Source organism: Streptomyces sp. NPDC054872, from assembly GCF_053610705.1.
Genome location: NZ_JBSGYY010000008.1, coordinates 65933 through 91024, shown reverse-complemented (window position 1 = coordinate 91024; position 25092 = coordinate 65933). Strand labels below are relative to the sequence as shown.

The 25092-nt window shown below is 70.9% G+C and carries 22 protein-coding genes; 10 read left to right on the top strand and 12 right to left on the bottom strand.

Translation table 11 applies throughout. The features are described from left to right. Positions 1–179: 179 nt before the first annotated feature. Positions 180–911: a GAF and ANTAR domain-containing protein gene (locus tag ACWGIH_RS12320; protein ID WP_453452109.1), complete on the top strand. Its 732-nt coding sequence runs from the start codon at positions 180–182 to the stop codon at positions 909–911. Positions 912–983: 72 nt separating this feature from the next. On the opposite strand, the gene msrA is transcribed toward ACWGIH_RS12320, so the two are convergent. After that, entirely contained in the window at positions 984–1694 is a 711-nt protein-coding gene (msrA, locus tag ACWGIH_RS12315) for a peptide-methionine (S)-S-oxide reductase MsrA (RefSeq protein ID WP_453452110.1), read from the bottom strand. A 145-nt stretch (positions 1695–1839) separates the two neighbouring features. Continuing rightward, positions 1840–2958 carry a hypothetical protein gene (locus ACWGIH_RS12310; protein ID WP_453452111.1) on the bottom strand — a complete coding sequence of 373 codons (1119 nt, stop codon included), beginning with the start codon at positions 2956–2958 and terminating at the stop codon, positions 1840–1842. Between the two features lie 90 nt (positions 2959–3048). On the opposite strand from ACWGIH_RS12310, the gene ACWGIH_RS12305 reads away from it, so the two are divergent. Next, complete coding sequence (locus ACWGIH_RS12305; protein ID WP_453452112.1) at positions 3049–4203, top strand: cystathionine gamma-synthase; 1155 nt, start codon at positions 3049–3051, stop codon at positions 4201–4203. Positions 4204–4225: 22 nt separating this feature from the next. On the opposite strand, the gene ACWGIH_RS12300 is transcribed toward ACWGIH_RS12305, so the two are convergent. The 3 genes from ACWGIH_RS12300 to ACWGIH_RS12290 form a co-directional block, all read right to left on the bottom strand. Then, positions 4226–4480: a hypothetical protein gene (locus ACWGIH_RS12300; RefSeq protein ID WP_453452113.1), complete on the bottom strand. Its 255-nt coding sequence runs from the start codon at positions 4478–4480 to the stop codon at positions 4226–4228. After that, complete coding sequence (locus tag ACWGIH_RS12295) at positions 4477–4959, bottom strand: sigma factor-like helix-turn-helix DNA-binding protein (RefSeq protein WP_453452114.1); 483 nt, start codon at positions 4957–4959, stop codon at positions 4477–4479. Before ACWGIH_RS12295 ends, ACWGIH_RS12300 begins: the two co-directional genes overlap by 4 nt. A gap of 128 nt (positions 4960–5087) precedes the next feature. Next, a complete protein-coding gene (locus tag ACWGIH_RS12290) occupies positions 5088–5591 on the bottom strand; it encodes a MarR family winged helix-turn-helix transcriptional regulator (RefSeq protein ID WP_453452115.1) in 504 nt (167 codons plus the stop codon). Positions 5592–5736: 145 nt separating this feature from the next. Between ACWGIH_RS12290 and ilvA the strand changes: the two genes are divergently transcribed. The 3 genes from ilvA (at position 5737) to ACWGIH_RS12275 (ending at position 9119) form a co-directional block, all read left to right on the top strand. Beyond that, complete coding sequence (gene ilvA / locus ACWGIH_RS12285; protein WP_453691636.1) at positions 5737–6966, top strand: threonine ammonia-lyase; 1230 nt, start codon at positions 5737–5739, stop codon at positions 6964–6966. 258 nt (positions 6967–7224) lie between these two features. Continuing rightward, on the top strand, positions 7225–8265 hold the full coding sequence (locus tag ACWGIH_RS12280; RefSeq protein WP_453452116.1) for an ATP-binding cassette domain-containing protein: 1041 nt from the start codon (positions 7225–7227) through the stop codon (positions 8263–8265). Further along, entirely contained in the window at positions 8262–9119 is an 858-nt protein-coding gene (locus ACWGIH_RS12275; RefSeq protein ID WP_453452117.1) for an ABC transporter permease, read from the top strand. Before ACWGIH_RS12280 ends, ACWGIH_RS12275 begins: the two co-directional genes overlap by 4 nt. An 80-nt stretch (positions 9120–9199) precedes the next feature. On the opposite strand, the gene greA is transcribed toward ACWGIH_RS12275, so the two are convergent. Together greA and ACWGIH_RS12265 are read right to left on the bottom strand one after the other, a co-directional pair. Then, positions 9200–9697, bottom strand: a complete 498-nt coding sequence (greA, locus tag ACWGIH_RS12270; protein WP_453452118.1) for a transcription elongation factor GreA — start codon at positions 9695–9697, stop codon at positions 9200–9202. A 201-nt stretch (positions 9698–9898) separates the two neighbouring features. Beyond that, complete coding sequence (locus ACWGIH_RS12265) at positions 9899–10306, bottom strand: DUF4307 domain-containing protein (protein WP_453452119.1); 408 nt, start codon at positions 10304–10306, stop codon at positions 9899–9901. 117 nt (positions 10307–10423) lie between these two features. On the opposite strand from ACWGIH_RS12265, the gene mca reads away from it, so the two are divergent. Further along, positions 10424–11305: a mycothiol conjugate amidase Mca gene (gene mca / locus ACWGIH_RS12260; protein WP_453452120.1), complete on the top strand. Its 882-nt coding sequence runs from the start codon at positions 10424–10426 to the stop codon at positions 11303–11305. Between the two features lie 19 nt (positions 11306–11324). After that, a complete protein-coding gene (locus ACWGIH_RS12255; protein WP_453452124.1) occupies positions 11325–11567 on the top strand; it encodes a hypothetical protein in 243 nt (80 codons plus the stop codon). Here ACWGIH_RS12255 and ACWGIH_RS12250 read toward each other — a convergent pair. Continuing rightward, entirely contained in the window at positions 11564–14758 is a 3195-nt protein-coding gene (locus ACWGIH_RS12250; RefSeq protein WP_453452121.1) for a tetratricopeptide repeat protein, read from the bottom strand. The two genes, ACWGIH_RS12255 and ACWGIH_RS12250, sit on opposite strands and share 4 nt — an antisense overlap. A 192-nt stretch (positions 14759–14950) precedes the next feature. Here ACWGIH_RS12250 and ACWGIH_RS12245 point away from each other — a divergent pair, with 192 nt between their 5' ends. Beyond that, a complete protein-coding gene (locus ACWGIH_RS12245; RefSeq protein ID WP_453452122.1) occupies positions 14951–16972 on the top strand; it encodes a thioredoxin domain-containing protein in 2022 nt (673 codons plus the stop codon). A gap of 99 nt (positions 16973–17071) precedes the next feature. On the opposite strand, the gene ACWGIH_RS12240 is transcribed toward ACWGIH_RS12245, so the two are convergent. The 4 genes from ACWGIH_RS12240 to trhA all read right to left on the bottom strand — a co-directional run bounded on the left by ACWGIH_RS12240 (position 17072) and on the right by trhA (position 20973). Then, positions 17072–17824, bottom strand: a complete 753-nt coding sequence (locus ACWGIH_RS12240) for a Mut7-C RNAse domain-containing protein (RefSeq protein WP_453450252.1) — start codon at positions 17822–17824, stop codon at positions 17072–17074. 65 nt (positions 17825–17889) lie between these two features. Next, the gene (locus ACWGIH_RS12235; RefSeq protein ID WP_453450310.1) at positions 17890–18552 is read right to left on the bottom strand and encodes a TetR/AcrR family transcriptional regulator; all 663 of its coding nucleotides are present in this window, start codon (positions 18550–18552) and stop codon (positions 17890–17892) included. Positions 18553–18557: 5 nt separating this feature from the next. Continuing rightward, positions 18558–20111, bottom strand: coding sequence for an MFS transporter (locus ACWGIH_RS12230; protein WP_453450253.1), 1554 nt, complete (start codon positions 20109–20111; stop codon positions 18558–18560). Positions 20112–20244: 133 nt separating this feature from the next. Further along, a complete protein-coding gene (trhA, locus tag ACWGIH_RS12225) occupies positions 20245–20973 on the bottom strand; it encodes a PAQR family membrane homeostasis protein TrhA (RefSeq protein WP_453450254.1) in 729 nt (242 codons plus the stop codon). A gap of 312 nt (positions 20974–21285) precedes the next feature. On the opposite strand from trhA, the gene ACWGIH_RS12220 reads away from it, so the two are divergent. Together ACWGIH_RS12220 and ACWGIH_RS12215 are read left to right on the top strand one after the other, a co-directional pair. After that, positions 21286–23130 (top strand): phosphoenolpyruvate carboxykinase (GTP), encoded by a 1845-nt coding sequence (locus ACWGIH_RS12220; RefSeq protein ID WP_453450255.1) that lies wholly within the window; start codon positions 21286–21288, stop codon positions 23128–23130. A gap of 194 nt (positions 23131–23324) precedes the next feature. Continuing rightward, positions 23325–25040, top strand: coding sequence for an Ig-like domain repeat protein (locus ACWGIH_RS12215; protein WP_453450256.1), 1716 nt, complete (start codon positions 23325–23327; stop codon positions 25038–25040). The last annotated feature ends 52 nt before the right edge of the window (positions 25041–25092 follow it).

Here is a 25092-nt window from a genome sequence, read left to right as displayed (position 1 = left end):
TTCGGCCCCCCTCGCTGAGGCCGACGTCTGGAGCCCCCTGTGTCCCCTCATCCCCCCCTGGACCCGAACCGCTCGGGGTTGACGGTCCCAGGCCTTCGCAGCCTTCGCGGTCTTCGCAGCCTTCGCGGTCTTCACGCGAGGAGCGACTGACTGCCGCGTTCGTCGATCTGGCCGACACCTTGGCCGATGACTTCGACCCGGCGGACTTCCTCTACCGGGTCGCGGAGCACTGCACCTCGCTGCTGGACATCGGCGACGCGGGGGTGATGCTGGCGGCTCCGGGCGGGCCGCTGCGGCTGGTGGCAGCGACCTCCGAACGCGTGCGCCTGGTCGAGCTTTTCGCGCTCGACGCCAGCCATGGCCCCGGTCAGACCGCTTACCGGCAAGAGCACCCCATCGAACACGATCTGACCGGCTCCGACCCCGACCCCGCCCAGTGGCCGGAGTTCAGCGCGCATGCCCACCGCAACGGCTACCTGTCCGTCTACGCCGTGCCGGTACAACTGCGCAAGGAGACCATCGGCGTACTCAATCTCTTCCGCCGCACCCCTGAGGCGCTCGGCGGCGCCGACCGGAAGCTGGCGCGCGCCCTCGCGGACGCCACCGCCATCTCCCTGCTCCAGCAGACCCTCCTCGACCATCACCGCACTCTGGGCACCCAGCTGCAACAGGCCCTCAACACCCGCAACGCCATCGAGCAGGCGAAGGGCTTCATCGCCGCCAGCCACGCGACCGATCCGGACTGGGCCTTCCAACGCCTGCGTGCCCATGCCCGCCGACACGGCCTGCGCATCGACCGTGTCGCACGCGCCGTCGTCGAAGGCACCCTCATTCTCAACCCGCCCACCGCCGAGACGGAGGGGCGTGCTGACGCTCCGGGACGCCGAAGCCGTCACACCGATGACCGGTAGAGGCAGAAACGTGCCTCCCGCCCCATCGGCGCCCCTGCCCACGACAAGTGGAGAGGCGCCCGAGCCGAAGGCCTACTGTTCCGAGGCCTGAGGCGCCGGAGCGATCCCCGTCGGGCAGGCCCGGCCCCAGTTCGTCTCCGACGGGCTGTCCAGCTGAAGGCCCGTGCCGCCGATGCCGCAGTAGCCGTCGGGGTTCTTGTCGAGATACTGCTGGTGGTAGCCCTCGGCCGGCCAGAACGGGCGGGGTTCCGCCGGGAGGATCGTCGTGGTGATCGTGCCGTGGTTCGCCGCGGTGAGGACCTGCTGGTACGCGTCCAGGGAGGCCACGGCCGCGGCCTCCTGGTCGGCGGAGTGGGTGTAGATCGCCGAGCGGTACTGGGTGCCCACGTCGTTGCCCTGGCGGAAGCCCTGGGTGGGGTTGTGGGACTCCCAGAAGAGCTTCAGGAGTTCGGCGTACGTGACGACGGCCGGGTCGAAGACGACGCGGACCACCTCCGCGTGGCCGGTCAGGCCCGAGCAGACCTCCTCGTACGAGGGGTTCTCCGTGGAGCCGCCCTGATAGCCGACGTACGTCGTCCAGACGCCCTCGGTCTGCCAGAACTTGCGCTCGGCCCCCCAGAAACAGCCGAGACCGAAGTCCGCGATCTCCAGGCCGTCGGGGTAGGGGCCCAGGAGCGGGTTGCCGAGGACCGTGTGGCGGGACGGGACCTCGAATTCGGGGGTCGCGCGGCCCTTGAGGGCCTGCTCGGGGGTAGGGAGCTCGGGCGTACGGCCGAAGAGCATGGTGGCTTTCCTCCTGGGGCGGGCGGGGTGGAGCGTGGTCGGGCGGCTACTGCTTCAACGTGCCGGGACGGAGTCGCATTCCTGTACTCGGTCTACTCGGCCTACTCGGTCTGCTCGGCTCACTCGGCCCGCGCGCCCGTACGCCTCAGTGCGACAGCGTCGCCGGGCTCCCGCCGTTCGCCTCGTACCCCGCGACCGCGAGCGCGCGGTACACCGCGTAGTCCGCGGCCGGGTCGTGGGAGACCGTCCAGGGCAGGGCGCCGACGTGGCCGTCCACGTGGATCAGCTGGTTCATCGCCTCGCCCCAGCGCTCGCCGCGGACCAGGAAGAAGACCAGGAGGTGCCGCACGTGCGCCAGCATCGGGTCGTCGGGGCGGGCCGAGTGCACTGCGTAGAGCGCGCCCTCGACGGCCTTGGTGACGACCTCGCTCTCGTAGAAACCGCGGACGAGGTTCACCTCGGGCAGATGCTCGTACACCGCGAACAGGGGGATCGCGGACAGGAGGGAGCCCTTGGGCGCGCGGGCGGCCGCGGCTTCGGCGAAGTCGGCCGCCAGCTCGCGGGAGCCGTGCCACTTCTCGCACCAGTAGTGCAGGGCCGCGAGATGCGCGCCCATGTGCGCGGGGGCGCGGTCCAGGATCTTCAGCCACAGCTGCTCGAACTCCGCGCGCGGATACGCCAGGCCACGCGCGATCGAGAGCTCGATGATGTACGGGACGGGGTCGCCGGGGGAGAGGAGCGCCGCCTGCGCGCAGGCCTCCTTCGCCTCCTCCAGGATGATCCGGAACTCGTCCGTCCCGGAGGTCGAGGACCGCCAGGCCTGCTGGACGAGGAACTCCGCGTGCACCGCGGCGCCGCCCGCGTCCTTGGGCGCCTCGGCCCGCCACACCCGCAGCCACTGGCCGCCGGGCTGGTCGCTGACCCCGCCGGGCCGCTGCTGCAGCTCCAGGGACGCCGCGCCCGCGAACGCCTGCACGCGCTGCCAGCGCACCTCGCCGTGCACCTCCGTGCCCGCGAGCAGCTGCGCGGCCGCCTTCCAGCTCTGCGACTGCTGGACCACGTCAAGGACGTCCAGGAGGTCGCGGTCCGGGCCCGGCATGCGGATGTCCAGCTCTTCCTGACGCGCGAATCCGTAGTCCGCGGGGTCCGCGGCGTCCGGTGAACCGGGCGCGACCTGGCGGATTCCGCCGCGCCTGCGCAGCAGGAACGGGCCGAGCACCGCCCCGATCATGATCGCCGCCATCAGCACCCAGAGAATCTCCATGAGTACAAGCGAACCAGACTGGTCTGACACTTGGCGAACCAGTCTCGAACTCGTCGGCTCTTCCCCCGTCCCGGACTAGGCTCTGGCCCCATGAGTGACAGCTTCAGCAGCCAGAGTTTCGAGACCGTCGCGATCCACGCGGGCAACACCGCCGACCCGCTCACGGGCGCGGTCGTCCCGCCGATCTACCAGGTGTCGACGTACAAGCAGGACGGCGTCGGCGGTCTGCGCGGCGGCTATGAGTACAGCCGCAGCGCCAACCCCACCCGCACCGCCCTGGAGGAGAACCTGGCGGCCCTGGAGGGCGGCAGGCGCGGGCTCGCCTTCTCGTCGGGTCTCGCCGCCGAGGACTGCCTCCTGCGTACGCTGCTCGCTCCCGGCGACCATGTGGTCATCCCGAACGACGCGTACGGCGGCACGTTCCGGCTCTTCGCGAAGGTCGTCTCCCGGTGGGGCGTGGAGTGGTCGGTCGCCGACACCTCCGACCCGGCGGCGGTACGGGCCGCGGTGACCGACCGCACGAAGGCGATCTGGGTGGAGACCCCCTCCAACCCGCTGCTCGGCATCACGGACATCGCCGCCGTCGCGCAGGTCGCCAAGGAGACGGGCGCCCGGCTCGTCGTCGACAACACCTTCGCGAGCCCCTACCTGCAGCAGCCGCTCGCGCTCGGCGCGGACGTCGTCGTGCACTCCCTGACGAAGTACATGGGCGGGCACTCGGACGTCGTGGGCGGCGCCCTCGTCGTCAGCGACCCGGAGCTCGGTGAGGAGCTGGCGTACCACCAGAACGCGATGGGCGCGGTGGCCGGGCCCTTCGACGCGTGGCTGGTCCTGCGCGGCATCAAGACGCTGGCCGTCCGGATGGACCGGCACAGCGAGAACGCGACGAAGGTCGCCGAGATGCTGTCGCGGCACGCGCGCGTGACGCGCGTTCTCTACCCGGGCCTTCCGGAGCACCCCGGTCATGAGACCGCGGCCAAGCAGATGAAGGCGTTCGGCGGGATGGTGTCCTTCCAGGTCGCCGGTGGTGAGGAGGCGGCGGTGGCCGTCTGCGACCGCGCGAAGCTGTTCACCCTGGGGGAGTCCCTCGGCGGCGTGGAGTCCCTGATCGAGCACCCGGGGCGGATGACGCACGCCTCGGTGGTGGGCTCGGCCCTTGAGGTCCCCGCCGACCTGGTGCGCCTCTCCGTGGGCATCGAGTCCGCGGACGACCTGCTGGCCGATCTGCAGCAGGCGCTGGGCTAGTCGCCCTCGGCATCGGGTCCGGTCACCAGCGGGTGAGGGGTGGAGTCGTCTCAGAAGGGGGCTCCACCCAGGGCTGTTCGACGGACGCCCACACCGCGAAGACGACTGCCGCCCCGAGCAGCATGAGCCACAGCAGCCGGCGCAGCGCCCTTCTGCGGCGCAGCATGCGGCCGCCGCGGCGGACGGCTTCCTCGTGGAGTTCGGGCGGGGCGGACGGGGGTGTCCCGTCGTCCAGGAGGTGGCGGACCTCGTTCGCCTTGCGGTCGTGCTGGTTCATGACGGGGCCGCCTCTCCCAGGGGGACGGTGGGCGCCGGGCCGCGCGGCGGGTGGAGCACCGTCTCCATGGCGCGGGCGCAGATCGTCTCCACCCGTTCGGCGGGCAGGCCGAGCAGCGCCGCCGTCTGTTCCTCGGCGACGCCCTCGTACAGCCGCAGCACGAGGATCAGCCGCTCCTGGGGCGTGAGCCGGGCCAGGACGCCGCCGTGGCTCCGGTGCCGGCGCCAGGCGCCGCGCGCGAAGCGGAGGGCGAGCTGCTGGCGGGTGCGGTCGTACGGGTCCTCGCCGCGCATCCGGTCCCACGTCGCGTACGAGTGCGCGAGGGACGCGGTCAGCAGGGCACGCGCGCGTGGGTTGGCGTCGGGCGGTTCGGTGGTGAGGAGTGTCGCGGCATGCAGCAGCCGCCCTGCCGCGCCCGCGACGAACGCCTCGAACTCCCGGGCCCGGCGGGCGTTCAGAAACGCCTGCCGTTCGCGCACCGCGCCTCCCGCCTGGAGGGGACCGGGCCCCCGGTCTCATATGAGGCCAGGCACCTGGGCCAGGTCAAGAGGCGGGAACCCGAGGAGCGGTCGGACCGGGGAAGCGGACCCCTCCGGAGCGGTCGACGTCAGGATTCAGGCGTGTCCGGAGTCGACTGCGAGGTCTGGCGGGCGGAGAGCGCCGAATTGAAGCGCGTGAGGAGCGTGCAGAAGCTTTCGCGCTCCTCCGGGGACCAGTCACCGGTCAGTTCGGCCATGAGGTCACGCCGGGACGAGCGCACCTCGTTCAGGCGGGCCTCGCCGCGCGGCGAGAGCTGGAGCACCACGGCACGGCCGTCCTCGGGGTGCGAGGTGCGTTTGACGAGACCCGTGTCGACCAGCGGGGCGACCTGCCGGGTGACCGTCGAGGAGTCGATGCCCATGCTCGCCGCGAGCGCCTTGACGCCCATCGGCCCTTCCTTGTCGAGGCGGTTGAGCAGCAGGTACGCGGCGCGGTCCATGGAGTTGCGGACCTGTCCTACGCCGCCGAGGCGGGTCTGCTCCGCACGGCGGGCGAACACGGCCACCTGGTGCTGCAGCGTGTCGAGGAGGCCGGGATCGCTGGCGGTCGTCATGTCCGGAGTTGTGGGCATGGCCGGGGGCTCACTTCATGCGAGGGCGATGGGTTGGGGGACAGGGTACGCGGCCCGGACGCGGGGCGTACCGGCGCTGCGCAAACCAGTCTCGCCCCGTGGTCACCGCAGGAGGACACCGGTGTGAACTGGGAGACTGGCCGTCATGAGCTACCGCACGCGTCACTCCTTGCCTTCGGTCACCCTCGACGATGTGCGTGGCGCCCAGAAGATGCTCTCGGGCGTCTCCAGGGTGACGGCGATGGAAGGCAGCAGGCACCTGTCGCGCCTCGTGGGTGCGCCGGTGCACTTCAAGTGCGAGAACCTCCAGCGGACGGGCTCCTTCAAGCTGCGCGGCGCGTACGTACGGATCGCGGGCCTGCTCCCCGAGGAGCGCGCGGCGGGGGTGGTCGCCGCGAGCGCGGGCAACCACGCGCAGGGTGTGGCCCTCGCGTCCTCGCTGCTCGGCGTGCGGTCCACGGTCTTCATGCCGGTGGGCGCGCCGCTGCCCAAGGTCGCCGCGACCCGGGAGTACGGCGCGGAGGTGCGGCTGCACGGCCAGGTGGTCGACGAGACGCTGGCCGCGGCCCAGGAGTACGCGCACGAGACGGGCGCGGTCTTCATCCACCCCTTCGACCACCCCGACATCATCGCGGGGCAGGGCACGGTGGGCCTGGAGATCCTGGAGCAGTGCCCCGAGCTGCGCACCCTGGTCCTGGGGGTCGGCGGCGGCGGGCTCGCGGCGGGCATCGCGGTGGCGGTGAAGTCCGTGCGCCCGGACGTCAGGGTGATCGGTGTGCAGGCGGCGGGCTCCGCGGCGTACCCGCCTTCGCTCGCGGCCGGGCACCCGGTGTCGATCGAGAACCCGGCGACGATGGCGGACGGCATCAAGGTCGGGCGGCCCGGCGACGTGCCGTTCAAGATCATCGATGAGCTTCTCGACGACGTGGTGACCGTCTCGGAGGACGAGCTGTCCAGCGCGCTGCTGCTCTGCCTGGAGCGGGCGAAGATGGTCGTCGAGCCGGCGGGCGCGAGCCCGGTCGCGGCGCTTCTGAGCAGGCCGCGGGATGTCGAGGGGCCGGTGGTCGCGCTCCTGTCGGGCGGCAATGTCGACCCGCTCCTGATGCAGCGGATCCTGCGCCACGGCATGGCGGCGGCCGGCCGCTACCTGTCGCTGCGCCTGCGTCTCACGGACCGGCCCGGGGCACTGGCCACGCTCCTCGGGGTGTTGTCGGTGGTCGACGCCAACGTCCTCGACGTGGGCCACGTGCGGACCGATCCGCGCCTCGGACTCACGGAGGTGGAGGTGGAGTTGCAGCTGGAGACCAAGGGGCCCGCGCACTGCACCGAGGTGGGTGCGGCGCTGCGCGAGGCGGGTTACACCGTCATCGGCTGACGGCCGGCGGCCGTCAGCCGACTGAACCGACAGCTGACGACGGGACCGCGTCGCGCGCAGGGCGCCCGCGGTGAAATTCGCCTGCGTCCGGGCGCGGTTGCCCGCTATTTTGCGTTGTCCACAGGCACGCCGACCCCGTTGAAGGAACGCGATGTATCGCGTTATGGTGTGTCTCACGTCACTGGTCGCCGGGCGCTTGATACCCGGCAAATCTAAGCTTTTCCGTAGGAAGTCACCCACACCACTGGGAGAACCCACATGCCAGGCGCCATCTACGCCGAAGGCCTTGTGAAGACCTTCGGCGACGTAAAGGCTCTGGACGGCGTCGATCTGGATGTCCCGGAAGGCACCGTGCTCGGTCTCCTCGGGCCGAACGGCGCGGGCAAGACCACGGCGGTGCGCTGTCTGACGACGCTTCTGCGGCCCGACAGGGGCCGCGCGGTCGTCGCCGGGATCGACGTGCTGAAGCATCCGAACGAAGTGCGGCGGTCGATCGGTCTCTCGGGCCAGTTCGCCGCCGTCGACGAGTACCTGACGGGCCGCGAGAACCTCCAAATGGTCGGCCAGCTCTACCAGATGAGGGCGAAGGAGGCGAAGGCCAGGGCGGGCGAGCTGCTCGACCGGTTCCATCTCGCCGACGCGGCGGACCGCCCCTCCAAGACGTATTCGGGAGGCATGCGCCGCCGCCTCGACCTCGCCGCCGCGCTTGTCGTCTCGCCGCCGGTGATGTTCATGGACGAGCCGACCACGGGCCTCGACCCGCGCAACCGGCAGCAGCTCTGGGAGGTCATCCAGGAGCTGGTGTCCGGCGGCACGACCCTGCTGCTCACCACCCAGTACCTCGAAGAGGCCGACCACCTGGCGCACGACATCTGCGTCATCGACCACGGCCGGGTCATCGCACGCGGCACGTCCGACCACCTCAAGGCGCAGACGGGCGGCGAGCGCGTCGAGGTCGTGGTGCACGAGCGCGCGGACATCACCTCGGCCACCGAGGTCCTGCGCGGCCTCGGCAAGGGCGAGGTCGCCGTCGAGAACCACACCCGCAAGCTCACGGTCCCGGTCTCCGGCGGCGCCAAGCTGCTCGCCGAGGTCATCCGCGAGCTGGACGCCCGCGGGGTCGAGATCGACGACATCGGGCTGCGCCGCCCGACCCTGGACGACGTGTTCATCTCGCTGACGGGCCATGTGGCCGAGGTGGACGAAGCAGGCGGCGACGGGGACGCCAGGACCGACCCCAAGGACGCGAAGCCCGAGCCCCACGCGAAGCCCGAGCCCAAGAAGGAGGCCGACAAGTGAGTTCCGCGACCGGCATCGTCACCAAGCCCGCGGCGGGCCCCCGGCCCGCGGGCGGCATCGGCCAGTCCGTCAGGGACTCCTTGGTCGTCGCCAAGCGCAACCTCATCCGCATGTCGCGGATCCCCGAGATGGTCATCTTCGGTCTGATCCAGCCGATCATGTTCGTGGTGCTGTTCAGCTACGTCTTCGGCGGATCCATGAAGATCGGCTCCAGCACCGACCCGGAGGTCTACCGCAACTTCCTGATGGCGGGCATCTTCGCGCAGACCGTCACCTTCGCCACCGCCGGCGCGGGCGCCGGGATCGCCGACGACATGCACAAGGGCCTCATCGACCGCTTCCGGTCGCTGCCCATGGCGCGCGGCGCCGTCCTCACCGGGCGCACCATCGCCGACCTCGTGCAGACCGCGCTGACCCTGCTCGTCCTCGCGATCGTCGCGCTCCTGGTCGGCTGGCGCATCCACGAGGGGATCGGGAAGGCCCTGGCCGCCTTCGGGCTGCTGCTCCTGCTCGGTTACGCGTTCACCTGGGTCGGCGCGCTCATCGGCCTGTCCGTCCGCACCCCGGAGGCAGCCACCTCGGGCGGCCTCATCTGGCTCTTCCCGGTCACGTTCATCTCGAACGCGTTCGTGGACTCCAGCCAGATGACCCCCTGGCTGAGGCACGTCGCCGACTGGAACCCCTTCAGCGCCACCGTCCAGGCCTGCCGGGAGCTCTTCGGTAACCCCGGCGTCTCGGACTCCTCGGCCTGGCCCATGCAGAACCCGGTCTGGGCCTCGGTGATCTACTCGGTCCTGATCGTCGTGCTCTTCCGCACCCTCGCGGTCCGCAAGTACCGCTCGGCCACCGCCTGAGCCGTCCCCGTACGGCTCCCGGCATGCGAAAGGCCCCCGGCGCGCTCGGCGTCGGGGGCCTCTCGGCAGTGGAAGTGACCTCAGGCCTGATACGGCTCCGCCTGGAGGATCTTCACGGAGGCGAGCTTGCCGTTCGGCAGTTCGTACTGCGCGTCCTCGCCGATCTTCTTGCCGTTCACGCCGCTGCCGAGCGGGGACTGCGGCGAGTACGTCTCGATGTCGGAGCTCGCGTACTCGCGCGAGGCGAGCAGGAACGTCAGGGTGTCGTCCTCGTCGCCGTCAAAGGCGATCGTCACGACCATGCCGGGCGCGACCACGCCGTCCGCGGCCGGCGCCTCACCGACCTTGGCGTGCTCCAGGAGCTGGGTCAGCTGGCGGACGCGGAGCTCCTGCTTGCCCTGCTCCTCCTTGGCCGCGTGGTACCCGCCGTTCTCGCGCAGGTCCCCCTCCTCACGTGCCGCCGCGATCTTCGTAGCGATCTCGGTGCGCGCGGGACCAGACAGGTACTCCAGCTCGGCCTTGAGCTGGTTGTACGCCTCCTGGGTCAGCCAGGTGACGTTCTCGCTGGTCTGGGTCACAGGTGCTCCTCGTAGGTACTGGGAATACAAAGCATCGCCCTACCCAGAAGGATGTTCCCTAACGGGTGGGCGAAACCACGAGCCTAACAATTCAGGCGCGTGAGGGGGAGGACATAAGCCATCAGAAATACGTCAACGCAGGTGAGGGCCGGTACAGGCGGGGCGTCGGCCGGTCAGCGTGACGCGTGGGACCGGCCGGCGTCAGTCGGAGTGGCAGCCGAGGAGCTCGGCGCTCGTCCCCTGCGCCTTCGTGCGCAGCGTGACGACCTTGTCGATCCGGCCCTCGTTCTGGTCGAAGCGGAAGTCCGCGCGGCCCACCTCTTCGCCGTCCTCGGCCTGGGAACGCAGGGTGCAGTAGCCCTGGGCGTCCGCGTCCTTGCGCACCTCCAGGTGCACCTTGACCGCGCTGTCCGAGACGACGTCGAACTTGATCACTTCGCCGCTGACCTTGGTGCCGGAGACGTAGTCGTATCCGAACCAGCCGATCATCGCGAGGAAGAGCACACCGAGGACCGAGCCGATGACCTTCAGCTTCCGGTCGGCGCGCTCGTCGGCCGTGCGCTCGCGGCCGTACCGGCCATCGGGGAGCTTCTCGCTCACGGCCGCCATGATCGTCCTCCAGTAAAAGGGGATGCCGGAATTTTCTGCCCCCCGGTTCCGTCACTATAGAAGCCGTTCATTGCGCCGAATTGACCAGGGCGGCGCCGGATCACTGAGGATCGAGTCTTGACTGAGCAGCTGCGACTGATGGCCGTGCACGCCCACCCCGACGACGAGTCGTCGAAGGGCGCGGCCACCATGGCCAAGTACGTGTCCGAGGGGGTGGACGTGCACGTCGTGACCTGCACGGGCGGGGAGCGCGGCGACATCCTCAACCCCAAGCTCCAGGGCGACAAGTACATCCAGGAGAACATTCACGAGGTGCGCAGGAAGGAGATGGACGAGGCCCGCGAGATCCTCGGCGTCAAGCAGGACTGGCTCGGCTTCGTCGACTCGGGCCTGCCCGAGGGCGACCCGCTGCCGCCGCTGCCCGAGGGCTGCTTCGCCCTGGAGGACGTCGACAAGGCGGCCGGTGAGCTGGTCCGGCAGATCCGCTCCTTCCGTCCGCAGGTCATCACGACGTACGACGAGAACGGCGGCTATCCGCACCCCGACCACATCATGACCCACAAGATCACGATGGTGGCGTTCGACGGTGCGGCGGACGGCGAGAAGTACCCGGAGAGCGAGTACGGCCCGGTCTTCCAGCCGCAGAAGCTCTACTACAACCAGGGCTTCAACCGGCCGCGCACCGAGGCGCTCCACCAGGCCATGCTCGACAAGGGCCTGGAATCGCCCTACGGGGACTGGCTGAAGCGGTGGGACGAGTTCGAGCGGGTCGAGCGGACGCTGACCACGCACGTTCCCTGCGCCGACTTCTACGAGGTCCGCGACCGGGCACTGATCGCGCACGCCACGCAGATCGACCCCGAGGGCGGCTGGTTCCGGGTGCCCATGGAGCTCCAGAAGGAGGTCTGGCCCACGGAGGAGTACGAGCTCGCGAAGTCGCTCGTCGATACATCCCTCCCCGAGGACGACCTCTTTGCGGGCATCCGCGACAATGCCTAGCGTGAACGTACATCTGGCAATGACGCATCTCGTCCCTCTCGCCAAAGAGGTCGACGATGACAAGGTGACCCCGGGTGTTCTCGGGTTCATCGTCTTCGCGGTGATGGCTGTCGCCGTCTGGGGGCTGATGAAGTCGATGAACAAGCACATGCGGAAGGTCGACTTCAAGGAGCCCGCGGAGGTCTCCTCCGGCGCGTCGGCGGGCTCCAGCGGCTCCGCCGCGGAGGGCGAGCCCTCGTCGGCGGAGCCCCGCAAGGGCTAGCCCGCCTTCGCCACCGTCACTCCCATCACCTCTCGGGAGTGGCGGTTCGGCACCATGCCCAGGCGCCAGGCCTGCCAGCCCGCCTCCAGGTCGGCGCCGCGCTCCAGGAGCAGGCCGAACGCCTCCATGTAGTCGTCCAGCTTGCCGTCGCGCGTCGGATGACCGGCGCGTGCCAGCTGCCTGAGCTCCTCCTGGGCGACGGCGGTGCCGATCTCCCAGCCGCCGGGCGACCCGTACGGCAGCAGGGTGCAGCGCAGGAAGCGGGCCCAGTCCTCGCCCCTGCGGTCGCCGTACGACGCGAACAGCTCGGCCGCCTCGTCGCACAGGGCGAGCGCCTGCTGGGCACGCGTGTTCCCCGCGTCCACGACCGCGAGCTCCAGGCACGTCCACGCCTCGCCGTGCGCGACGCCGATGCGCTGGAAGTCGGCGCGGGCGTCCACCAGGAGCTGGCGGGCGAAGCCGGAATTGCGCAGCGAACCCGTCTGCGCGGCCCGCTGGTCGCGGGTCACCCGGGCCGAGTGGTGCCGGGCGCAGGCCAGGCCGTACACGTCGCGCATCCGCGAGAACATCGTGCGTGAGCGCTCGAGCTCGCGCACCGCCTGGTCGAGGCTGCCCGCCTCCTCAAGGGCCTGCCCCAGGTAGTAGGCGCTCCACGCCTCGCCGCGCGCGTCCTCGTTGTCGCGGTGCCGGGACACCGCCTGCCGCAGCCCGTCGACCGCGGCCGACGCGTCGCCGTCCACCAGGCGGGCCCGCGCGAGCTGCGTCAGGGCCCAGGCCTCGCCGCGGCCGTCACGCGTGCGCCCGTACAGGTCCAGGGCGCCCCGCAGCTGCTCCTCCGCGCGCGGTACGTCGCCCATGCGCAGGCAGAGCTGGCCGAGCTGGAAGTGCGCCCAGGCCTCGCCGTGCAGGGAGTCGTTCTCGCGGTGCAGGGCCAGGGAGGCCTCAAGGAGCCCCAGCGCCTTGTTGAGGTTGGAGCGGTCGCGCTCCACCGCGGCGAGGGCGTGCATCGTCCAGGCGCGGTCACCGGCGAGTTCGTCGGCGTCCTGCAGTTCGAGGGCCTCGCTCAGGCGCGCGGCCGCCTCCGTCAGATTGCCCTGGTGGTGCAGGGTGATCCCCAGCGAACACAGGGCGAGGGCGGCGCCCGCGTCCTGGTGCGCCTCCATGTAGAGGTCCACGACGGATGTCAGGGTCGTCCGCGCCTGGTCGAGCTCGCCGAGCTGACGGGACGCGATGCCGGTGCGCCACCGCACGCTCCGTGTGAGAAGGCCCTGGTCGACGGCCTGCGTCAGCTCGCTGATCTCGCCCAGGCGGTAGAGGTCGCCGCGCAGCAGGCAGTAGTCGCACAGCGCGCCGAGGAGATGGAGCACCGCCTCCTGGTCGACGCCCTCCGCGTGCCGCAGTGCCGCCGTGATGAAGCTCGACTCGTCGTCGAGCCAGCGCAGGGCCGCCTCGAGCGAGGAGAAGCCGTGCCGGTCGAACTGGCCGGCCCGCGTCGACATCTTGCCGTCGACCAGGCGGATCACCGATCCGGCGAGTTCGCTGTAGCTGACGACCAGGCGTTCCTGCGCGGCGGTGCGCTCCGCGGGCTCCTCCTCGTCGATGAGCCGGGCGAGCGCGAAGGCGCGTACGAGATCGTGCAGGCGGTAGCGGCTGCCGCGTACGTGGTCGACGAGGCCCGCGCGGGAGAGCGCGGTCAGCTGGCGGGCCGCCTCCTGCTCGTCGGCGCCGAGCAGGGCAGCGGCGGCGGCCGCCCCCATGGAGGCGCGCCCGGCGAGCGCGAGCCTGCGCAGGAGGCGGCGGGCCGGCTCCGACTGGTCGGTGTAGCGCAGCCACAGGACGCGCTCCACGGGCTCCACCGGGCCGTACGCTGCCAGGTCGGCGGCGAGCTGGCGGGTCGTACGCGTGCCGATCGAGGATCCGGCGACGCGCAGGGCGAGCGGCAGTCCGCCGCACAACTCCCGCACGGCGTCAGCCGATTCGGCGTCATAGGGCCCGGAGGTGTCCTCCGCGGTCTCCCGGAGCAGCTGCTCCGAGCCCGCCGCGTCGAGCGGCTCCACCGGCAGCTGGTGCACCCAGGCGGGGAGGTCGGCCGGGAGTTCCAGGGGCTTGCGGGTGGTGACGAGGACCAGGCTGTCGGAGCGCTCGGGCACCAGCGTGCACACCTGCTCGACGTCGCTCGCGTCATCCAGTACGACGGTGACGGCGAGCCCGGTCAAGTACTGGTGGTAGAGCTCGCTCAGTCGCCTGACCTGCTGCTCCTGCGACGAACGCTCCCGGAACAGCAACTGCTCGCGCGGGGCGCCCAATCGATTCAGCAGATGCAGGAGCGCGTCCCGCGTGGAGAGCGGCTGGGAGCTCTCGCCCCGCAGGTCGACCACGCAGGCGCCCCGGAACTGGTCCCGCAGATCGTGTGCGGCCCGCACGGCGAGCGAGGAGCGCCCGGAGCCGGGCGCGCCGTGCAGCACGACGACGGTGGGCCGGGTCTCGGTGCTGGCCCGCGCGGCGTGCACCCACTGGGCGACACGCGCGAGCTCGGTGCGCCGCCCGGCGAACGGGCCCTCCGGCTCGGGCAGTTGGGCGAAGGACTGCTCCAGTACGGTACGCCTGCGCGCCGCCGCGCTCTTGTCCGTGCCCCGCAGCTGCGGCGAGGCCTTCTTCTTGCCGGAGGGGGCCTGCAGTACGCGCTGCTGGTCCAGGAACGGCCGGATGCCCCGCACCTCGAGAGCCGTCAGCCACTGCAGCCGCAGCTGCTCGGGGCCGCCCGGCTGGCTGATGGCACCGGCGCGGCGGCTCGCCGCGGGCACATGGGCGGCGGTGACCTTCAGGACGGTGGTGGCCGCGCCGACGACGGCGACGGCGGCGCCCGCGCCCATGGCGGTCGACACCCCGGTCCCGAGGGCGAGGTCGGCGAGACACGCGCCCACGGCCGCAACGGCGGCCACCAGCAGGGGAGTTCCCGCCCCCTCTCGGGCATACCGCTGCCCGAAGGAGAGCTGCCCGGCCTCCGACTCGTCGACTGCCTGCGTATAGGCGGCGTACTCCTCGGCGGCGGTCTGCCCCATGGCGTCCAGCGCGCCCCGGGCCCGCGAGAGCAGCACGCCCCCGTCGATGCGCCCGCCGGAGCGCCGCACCTCTTCTTCCACCGCCCGCACCAACAGCCGCTCGGCTTCGGCCCGATGGCTGTCCCGCATATGGGTCCCCCTCCGAGTGCAATGGTCACCTGCGGTCACAAGTGTCCTGCGTACGGGCCCCCGGCGCGAGGGAGTCCGCGGATCACGTGGGACCGGCGGTCGAGTCGACGCGGGACCGCGGCACCTGACCGCGGCTCGCCGCGAACCCAGGCACCCGCACGGCGCCCTTCCCTGTGCGCGAGGATGGAGGGCATGCCGAACCGACTGGCCCATGAAACGTCCCCCTATCTTCTTCAGCACGCCGACAACCCCGTCGACTGGTGGCCCTGGTCGGCGGAGGCCTTCGCGCAGGCCCGGGAGCGGGGCGTGCCCGTGCTGCTCAGCGTGGGGTACAGCAGTTGCCACTGGTGTCACGTCATGGCGCACGAGTCCTTCGAGGACGCCGGCACGGCCGCCTTCCTGAACGAGCACTTCGTCAACGTCAAGGTCGACCGCGAGGAGCGGCCCGACATCGACGCCGTCTACATGGAGGCCGTGCAGGCCGCGACCGGGCAGGGCGGCTGGCCCATGACGGTCTTCCTGACGCCCGACGCCGAGCCCTTCTATTTCGGCACGTACTTCCCGCCCGAGCCGCGACACGGCATGCCCTCCTTCCAGCAGGTGGCCGACGGGGTCCGGCGCGCCTGGACGGACCGGCGCGACGAGGTCACCGACGTCGCCGGGAAGATCGTGCGGGACCTCGCCGACCGGCAGCTCGCGTTCGGCTCGGACGAGCTGCCCGGCGAGGATGAGCTAGCCCAGGCGCTGCTCGGCCTGACGCGCGACTACGACGCCTCGCGCGGCGGCTTCGGCGGCGCCCCCAAGTTCCCGCCGTCCATGGTCGTCGAGTTCCTGCTGCGGCACTACGCCCGCACAGGCTCGGAGGGCGCCCTCCAGATGGCGGCCGACACCTGCGAGCGGATGGCGCGCGGCGGGATCTACGACCAGCTGGGCGGCGGTTTCGCGCGCTACTCCGTGGACCGGGAGTGGGTCGTGCCCCACTTCGAGAAGATGCTGTACGACAACGCGCTGCTCTGCCGGGTCTACGCCCACCTGTGGCGGGCCACGGGCTCGGACCTCGCGCGGCGCGTCGCCCTGGAGACAGCCGACTTCATGGTGCGCGAACTGCGCACGAACGAGGGCGGGTTCGCCTCGGCGCTGGACGCGGACAGCGAGGACGCCGCGACGGGCAAGCACATCGAGGGCGCGTACTACGTCTGGACGCCGGAGCAGTTGCGCGAGGTGCTCGGTGACGCGGACGCCGAGCTGGCCGCCACCTGCTTCGGGGTGACCGACGAAGGGACCTTCGAAGAGGGTGCGTCGGTGCTGCAACTCCCGCTCGTCGAGGGCGTGGTGGCGGATGCCGCGCGGCTCGACTCGATCCGGGAGCGGCTGCTCGCGGCCCGCTCGGGGCGGCCCGCGCCCGGCCGTGACGACAAGGTCGTCGCCGCCTGGAACGGTCTCGCCGTCGCCGCGCTCGCGGAGGTCGGCGCGTACTTCGACCGGCCCGACCTGGTGGCGGCCGCGGTCGGCGCCGGCGACCTCCTCGTGCGCCTGCACATGGACGACCGGGCGCGGCTGTCGCGTACGTCCAAGGACGGTCAAGTGGGCGCCAACGCGGGTGTGTTGGAGGACTACGCCGATGTCGCCGAGGGCTTCCTCGCGCTGGCCTCCGTGACGGGGGAGGGGGTCTGGCTGGAGTTCGCCGGTTTCCTGCTCGACCACGTGCTCGCGCAGTTCGTGGACGCGGATTCCGGGTCCCTGTACGACACCGCCGCGGACGCCGAGCAGCTGATCCGGCGCCCGCAGGACCCCACGGACAACGCGGTGCCTTCCGGGTGGACCGCGGCCGCCGGGGCGCTGCTCTCGTACGCGGCGCAGACCGGGGCCGAGCCGCATCGCCTCGCGGCGGAGCGGGCGCTGGGCGTGGTGAAGGGGCTCGCGCCTCGGGCGCCGCGGTTCATCGGGCATGGGCTCGCGGTGGCCGAGGCGGCGCTGGACGGCCCCCGTGAGGTTGCCGTCATCGGTGCGGTGGGGGGAGAGCTGCATCGCACTGCGCTGCTCGGTACGGCGCCGGGGGCCGTGGTCGCTGTCGGCTCTGAGGGTGACGAGCTTCCGCTGCTCGCGGGGAGGGGGCTCGTGAAGGGGCTTCCTGCGGCCTACGTCTGCCGCCGGTTCGTCTGCGACGCGCCTACCACTGACGTGGGGGAGCTGGCGGCGAAGCTTTCGGGCTGAGGGCCGGGCAGTCCCTGCGGGGCTTTCCCCAATCCCGCCCCTTCCCGAAAACTCGCTCGGCGCGAGGGCCCTCCTCAAACGCCGGAGGGGCTGAAAGATTCAGCCCCTCCGGCGTTTGAGGGGCGGGGTCGGGGAAAATTCACTCACCGCCCCTGCCACGATCCCCTCCAGCCGGTCATGATGCGCCCCCCGCCAGTACACCCGCCCGCACTCCCCGCACTGGGCGAACACGTCGTACGTCCCCCGCGTGCCACCCTCAAGGCGGTCCGCCACGTCTTCCTTGGTCGCCGCCCGCAGGGAGCCGTTGCAGGCCGTGCACCGGGTCCACGGGGCCAGCGCGGGGGCGAACCGGCCCAGCACATCGCGGAGTTGTTCATCCGGAGCGTCGCTGTAGACGTACGCCCCCGCCCACAGCTCGCGGCGTCGCAGCAGGCCCCGGTCCCGGCTGAGCAGCACCCGCCGCTCGGCGGCCGAGCGCGTGGCGAGGGCGGGGTCGCCGATGTCCGTGCTCTCGTACGCCGCGTCGACGCCCAGGAGGCGCAACCGGCGGGCCAGCGTGCCGAGATGGACGTCGAGGAGGAAGCGGAGGGGAGCGCCGGGGACGGGCTGGGGGCGCAGGACGGCGCGGACCTCCACCGACTCGTCCGCCGCCGGGATGTGCGAGACCGGGACCTCGGCGCCGTCCACGACGAGCGAGCCGACCTCGGTCAGCGGCACCCCGAGCGACTCGACGACGTGCCCGAGCGTGGACACGCCGTCCGTAACTGCCTTGGTGGGGCCGCCCCTTCGCCCGTGCGGAACGAAAAGCCCCAGCTCGGGGGCGAAGTGGATGAGGATCTCCGGACCATTCATGCGGTCAGGATGGCATGGGGGCGCAGCGCCGGCCGGGGATTTTCCGCGGGCCGCAGGCACCGGCGTCAATCCTGGGGCGCACCCGTCCCGAAGCCGGTGGTCAGCATGCTCAGAGCCCGGTCCACCAGCTCGCCCAGGTCGTCCTCGTGGCCGTGCTCCGCCCAGTACGCCGCCGTCTCCGTGAGCGCCGCGGTGAGGCTCATCGCGAACACCCGGACCTCCAGCTCCTCGGGATCGCGGCCCACGCGTTCCGCGATGACGCGGCACAGCATCCGGCCGGTGACCGACATGCTCTCCAGGAGCCTGGAGCGCACGGCGGGCACCTCGATCATCAGGCGGGTGCGGAGGCGTGAGACCTCCGGCTCCTCGGTGAAGCCGAGGCCCACCGCCCTGCGCAGCACGTGCCGCAGGGACTCCACGATCGGCTCGTCCAGGGGGCGCGCCCGCAGTTCCTCCTCCAGGAGCGGGTCGTACTCGTCGGTGAGGACGATGTCCTCCTTGGTCGGGAAGTAGCGGAAGACGGTCGACGCCGACACCTCCGCGGCCTCCGCGATCTGCTCGACCGTCGTCGCGTCGTACCCCTGCTCGTCGATCAGCCGGTACGTGGCCTCACGGATCGCGATGCGCGTCTTGAGCTTCTTCCGCTCACGGAGCCCGAGCTGTCCCATGTGTCCCATCTGTCCCAGCTGAGGGTTGTGCGCGGAAGGGGTGGTGCGTGCGGCCGTCATGGCGCTCATTGTCGGGCATCCTCCGCCTGCCGTGCCATGTCGGCGTCGTCCGGCGGCGGAGCCTTCGGCAGCAGCGCCGCCACGAGCAGCGCGGTGACCAGCGCCGCGATGCCGCTGACGAGGAGGACGGTCACCATGCCGTCGATGTACGCCTCGTCGGCGGAGGCGGCAAGGCGCGACACCCCGAGCCGTTCGGCGACCGCGTGGGCGGCCACCACCGACTCGCCCGCGGCATCCGCCGCCGCGTCCGGGATCTTGGCGGTGTCGAGGCGGTCGACGTACACGCTGGAGAGCAGCGAGCCGAGCAGCGCGATGCCGATGGCGCCGCCGACCTGGCGCACGGTCATCAGGAGCCCCGTGCCCGATCCCGCCCGCTCCACGGGGAGCGCACCGAGGGCCGAGTCCATGGCCGGCACGATGGCGAAGCCGAAGCCGAGCCCGGCGATGCTGAGCCACAGCGCGGTGAAGCCGTAGCCGGAGTCGACGGTCGTGCGGCTGCCGAGGATCGCCGCGAAGGCGAGCACGACGAGCCCGGCGCTGATCGCCGCCCGCGCGCCGAAGCGGCGTACGACGGGCTCCGCGCCTCTCGCGGCGATCATGAGCCCGCCCATCATCGGCAGCATCCGCAGGCCGGTCCCGAAGGCGTCATGGCCGAGCACCGCCTGCAGATACGGCGGAAGCACGAACATCAGGCCCGACAGGACGAACATGACGAGCGTCGCCGCGATCGTGTTGAGCAGGAAGCCGCGGTTGCGCAGCAGTGACATGTCGAGCATCGGGCGCGGCATCTTCCGCTCCCGCAGGACGAGCGCGGTGATCAGGGCGGCGGCGGAGCCGAACATGCCGAGGATCAGCGGGTCGCCCCAGCCGCGTACGGGGGCTTCGATGATCGCGTAGATGAGCGCGCCGAGTCCGGCCGCGGTGAGCGCGGTGGAGGCGATGTCGACCTTGGGGGCGGACGGATCGGTCGTCTCCGGGAGCAGGAAGAGGCAGGCCGTGATCCCGATCGCGACCATCGGGACGTTGATCAGGAAGATCGAGCCCCACCAGAAGTGGTTCAGGAGCCAGCCGCCCACGATCGGTCCGAGCGGGGCGCCGAGCGCGGAGGCCGCGGAGACGATGCCGATGGCCTTGGTCCGCTCGCCGGGGGCGAAGAGCGCGGGCAGCACGGCGAGGGCGAGGGGCATGACGAGCGCGCCGCCCAGGCCCATGACGGCCCGCGCCACGATGACCAGGGAGACGGAGTCGACGAGGGCGCCGATCAGCGAGCCCACCAGGAAGATCCCGAGTCCGGTGATCAGCATCCTGCGGCGTCCGAACCGGTCGCCGAGGAGCCCGGCCGGGAGCATCAGGGCCGCGAACACGACGACGTACGCATCCGCCATCCACTGTTGCTCGCCCGTACTCGCGTCGAGCTGCCCGGCCATCGTCGGCAGGGCGACGTTGAGGATCGTCATGTCGAAACCGAGCACGAGCATGCTCGCGACGAGGGCGGCGAGCGCCCACCAGCGGCGTGGGTCCTGCCGCTGCGCGGCGGACGAGTTCGTGACAGTGGCCATGAAATGAGAGTAACTCTCAAATGGGAGTAACCGTCAAGTCGTACGAGCGTCGACGCGCCCGCGCGCACGCAAATGGCCGCGGCTCGAAAGCCGCGGCCATGAGGAGGGAAGGGGGTGTGGCGCCCGTCAGGCTCTACCCGTGCTGGTACGCCACGATCGAGATGCCCACGTAGTGCACCGCGAAGGCGGCCAGCGTGAGGGAGTGGAAGACCTCGTGGAAGCCGAAGAACCGCGGGGACGGGTTGGGGCGCTTGATGCCGTAGATCACGCCGCCCGCGCTGTAAAGCAGGCCGCCCACGATCACCAGGACCAGTACGGCGATTCCGCCCGCCCGCAGGAAGTCGGGCAGGAAGAAGACGGCGGCCCAGCCCATCGCGATGTAGCACGGGGTGTAGAGCCAGCGCGGCGCGCCGACCCAGAAGACCCGGAAGAGGATGCCGGCCACCGCCGCGCCCCAGACGCCCCAGAGCAGCCACTGCCCCTTGGCGTCGGGCAGGAGCAGCATCGTCAGCGGCGTGTACGTGCCCGCGATGATCAGGAAGATGTTGGCGTGGTCGAGTCTGCGCAGCACGCCGTCCGCGCGTGGACTCCAGGTGCCGCGGTGGTAGATCGCGCTCGTGCCGAAGAGCAGGCAGGCCGTCAGGACGTAGATCCCGCAGGCGATGCGTGCGCGGGTGGAGTCCGTGAGTGCCATGAGCACGATGCCCGAGACGAGCACCGCGGGGAACATGCCCGCGTGCAGCCAGCCGCGCATCAGTGGCTTCACTTCGGCGAGATCGGGGAGCGGCAGAGCGTCGAGCGCGGACGAATCGGGGCTGTTGGCCTTGCTGTTCGTGATCGCGTCAGGGACGGGAGCGGTCATATCGGCATCGTACCTACGCAACCGTAAGTTAGGCATCAGTCGAGGGGGAACCGTGGCGCACAAGTGGCGATGCTCACGGTGATACCCGAGCGTACAAGTGACGGATTCGTGACCGGGAGGCCGACCCGGCGAGTGGCGATCCTCACGCCGCTCACTTGTGAGGCCCTCTGGACATATGCGCGGATGCATCGGATGATCAAATGAGTGCGGTCGGCACCGGATGAGCGCCAGAGGGAACAATCAAGTGAAGCGTCCGGGTCGCAGCCCCCACGGGGCAACACAAACCTATAAACCCCTCGTATAGGAGCAATCGTGGCGCGCGACATCGCGGCTCCCCTTCTCTCAGAGACCCTGGGCACCGTTCCCACCAACCACCGGGAGCTCGTCTCCTGGGTGAACGAGATCGCCGAACTGACGCAGCCGGACAGCGTGGTCTGGTGTGACGGATCCGAGGCCGAGTACGAGCGCCTGTGCGAGGAGCTCGTCGCCAAGGGCACCTTCAAGAAGCTCGACCCGATCAAGCGCCCCAACTCGTACTACGCGGCCTCCGACCCGACCGACGTCGCGCGCGTCGAGGACCGCACCTTCATCTGCTCGGCGAAGGAAGAGGACGCGGGCCCGACCAACCACTGGAAGGCCCCCGCCGAGATGCGGGAGATCTTCCAGGGCGAGAAGGGCGTCTTCCGCGGCTCGATGCGCGGCCGCACGATGTACGTCGTGCCGTTCTGCATGGGGCCGGTCGGCTCACCGCTGTCCGCCATCGGTGTGGAGATCACCGACTCCGCGTACGTGGCCGTCTCCATGCGCACCATGACCCGCATGGGTCAGGCCGTCCTGGACGAGCTCGGCGAGGACGGCTTCTTCGTGAAGGCCGTCCACACCCTCGGCGCGCCCCTCGCGGAGGGCGAGGCCGACGTCCCGTGGCCCTGCAACTCCACGAAGTACATCTCGCACTTCCCCGAGGACCGCGAGATCTGGTCGTTCGGCTCGGGCTACGGCGGCAACGCCCTGCTCGGCAAGAAGTGCTACGCCCTGCGCATCGCCTCCGTCATGGCGCGCGACGAGGGCTGGCTGGCCGAGCACATGCTGATCCTCAAGCTCACGCCCCCGCAGGGTGAGTCGAAGTACGTCGCGGCCGCGTTCCCGAGCGCCTGCGGCAAGACCAACCTCGCCATGCTGGAGCCGACGACCCGCGGCTGGACCGTGGAGACCATCGGCGACGACATCGCCTGGATGCGCTTCGGCGAGGACGGCCGGCTCTACGCGATCAACCCCGAGGCCGGTTTCTTCGGCGTCGCGCCCGGCACAGGCGAGCACACCAACGCCAACGCCATGAAGACCCTGTGGGGCAACTCGGTCTTCACGAACGTCGCGCTCACCGACGACAACGACGTCTGGTGGGAGGGCATGACGGAGGAGACTCCGGCCCACCTCACCGACTGGAAGGGCAACGACTGGACGCCCGAGTCGGGCGTCCCCGCCGCCCACCCGAACGCCCGCTTCACCACGCCCGCCTCGCAGTGCCCGATCATCGCGCCCGAGTGGGAGGACCCCAAGGGCGTGCCGATCTCGGCGATCCTCTTCGGCGGCCGTCGCGCCAGCGCGGTGCCGCTGGTGACGGAGTCCTTCAACTGGCAGCACGGCGTCTTCCTCGGCGCGAACGTGGCGAGCGAGAAGACCGCCGCGGCCGAGGGCAAGGTCGGCGAGCTGCGCCGCGACCCGTTCGCGATGCTGCCGTTCTGCGGCTACAACATGGGCGACTACATGGCTCACTGGGTCAAGGTCGGCGCGGACAAGCCCGACCAGTCCAAGCTGCCGAAGATCTACTACGTGAACTGGTTCCGGAAGAACGCCGACGGCAAGTTCGTGTGGCCCGGCTTCGGCGAGAACAGCCGTGTCCTGAAGTGGATCGTGGAGCGGCTCGACGGCAAGGCGGAGGGCGTCGAGACGCCCATCGGCATCCTGCCGACCGTCGACTCCCTCGACACCGAGGGCCTCGACCTGGCCAAGGATGACCTGGAGTTTCTGCTCACGGTCGACAAGGAGGTCTGGCGCGACGAGGCCTCGCTGGTCCCCGAGCACCTGAACACCTTCGGCGACCACACGCCCAAGGAACTGTGGGACGAGTACCGCGCCCTGGTGCAGCGTCTCGGCTAGACGTCCCGCGCATTCCGGATGAGCCCCGCACAACGGCGTGCGGGGCTCATCCGCGTATATGCGCATCTCGCATACGCCTCCTTCACATGCCCCTCACATGTTTCAATGACCCCACACGGGGGGCCGCTGATCGTCGCGCGCCCCAATTGAGCCTGTGGGGGGCCAAGTTGAAGAAGTCTCAGCGGTTAAGACGTGTGACGGGCACCGCGCTCGCGGTGGTCCTCGGTTCGGCCGGTCTGGTCGCCGTCGGGACACCCGCCGCGTACGCCGCCACTCCGTCGGATGAGGTGGCGAAGCTGCCGTTCACCTCGTTCGGGGCGATGGTCGTGGACGACGCGCACGAGCGGGTCTACGTCACCGACGGGAACAGGAACAACAGCGGGGCGAGCGCCGTCCTCGTCTACAACTTCCAGGGGCAGCGCGTCGGTTCGCTCGCCACCGACCAGCCGGCGTCCGGCATGGCACTCAGCGCGGACGGCGCGACCCTGCACGTGTCGCAGACCAACCGCATCCTCGCGTTCGACACGGAGACCCAGACGAGGACCAGTGCCGCGAGCACGCCCTACGACGCCAGCTGTGGACGCGAGGTGGCTGTCGCGGGCGGAAAGACGTGGTTCACGGAGACGCCGTACAGCGGCAGCTCGTACTGCGACAGGCCCGACAACAGCGCCTTGCTGTACGGCGTCAGCGGCACCTCCTCGGTCAACACCGGCTGGAACAGCGAGGGCAGGCTGAAGATCGAGTCGGGACCCGGGGCCCCGGACCGGCTCGTGATGGGGCAGGCGGGCACGAACAGCGCGGCCAACGCGTTCGTCGCCACCTTCGACGCGAGCGGCGACAACCTGGTGCGAGGCCCGCAGCGGCGCTTCGCGGACGCCGAGGGCAAGGGTGCGCTCGACCTGAAGGACATCGCCCAGAGCGCCGACGGCAAGCGGATCGCCCTCGCCGACGCGGCGTACGGCACCCGGCTGCTCGACGCCTCCGACCTGTCGGACGCCCCGACCGGCTACCAGCCGCTGCCGGAGGGCGCGAAGGCCTCGGCGGTGGCGTTCAGCGGTGACGGGAAGTACGTGGCGCGCGGCGCGGTCGCCGGGGGCAGCGTGTCCGACCTGCTGATCCAGCCCGCCGACCCGGCGGACGGCACCACCCCGATGGAGTTCGCCTTCGAGGGGGAGCTCGACGGCTCGCGGGTCGTGCCGCGCGGCCTCGACTGGTCCAAGGACGGCTCGCGGCTCTTCGCGGTGACCACGGACGGCTACAACCACTGGCTGCATGTCATCAAGCCGCCGGCGGCCCAGTACGACTCGCGCTTCTCGGGCACCTTGAGCACCACGCCGTCGAAGCCCGTGGTCGGCGAACCGCTCGGCATCCGCGGCAAGCTGGAGCTCGACGGGCCCGCGCCCGCGGAGCCGGTGAAGGTGGAGGCGGTCCGCAAGGACGCGGACGGCACGACGGAGGTGGCACCCGCCAAGGTCGCCGCCGACGGCAGCTTCACCGTCCTCGACGTACCGGACCGGCTCGGCGAGGCGACGTACACGCTGCGGTTCCTCGGCGATGTCACGCACCGTCCCGCGGAGGACGTCACGCTCACCGTCGACGTGGCCAAGGCGGCGACGGCGATCGAGCTGACGGCGCCCGCCGAGGCCACCCGCGCGGGTGGCGTCGAGATCACCGGCAAGCTGACCGCGCAGGGCCGCGCCCTGCCGTCCGGGATCGCCCTGAAGGTGACGCGGACCGACCGGTTCGGCACGACGGGCGAGCTGACCTCCGCGTCGGTCGCGGCCGACGGCACGTTCAAGATCAAGGACCTGCCGAACAAGCGGGGCAAGACCGTCTACGCGGTGAGCTACGAGGGCGACGCCCTGCACTCGGGCTCATCGGCCGAGGCGACGGTACGGGTGATCAGCTAGCGGGGTAGATGGCACCCGGTCCGAAGAACCTCAGGGCCTTCGGACCGGGGCC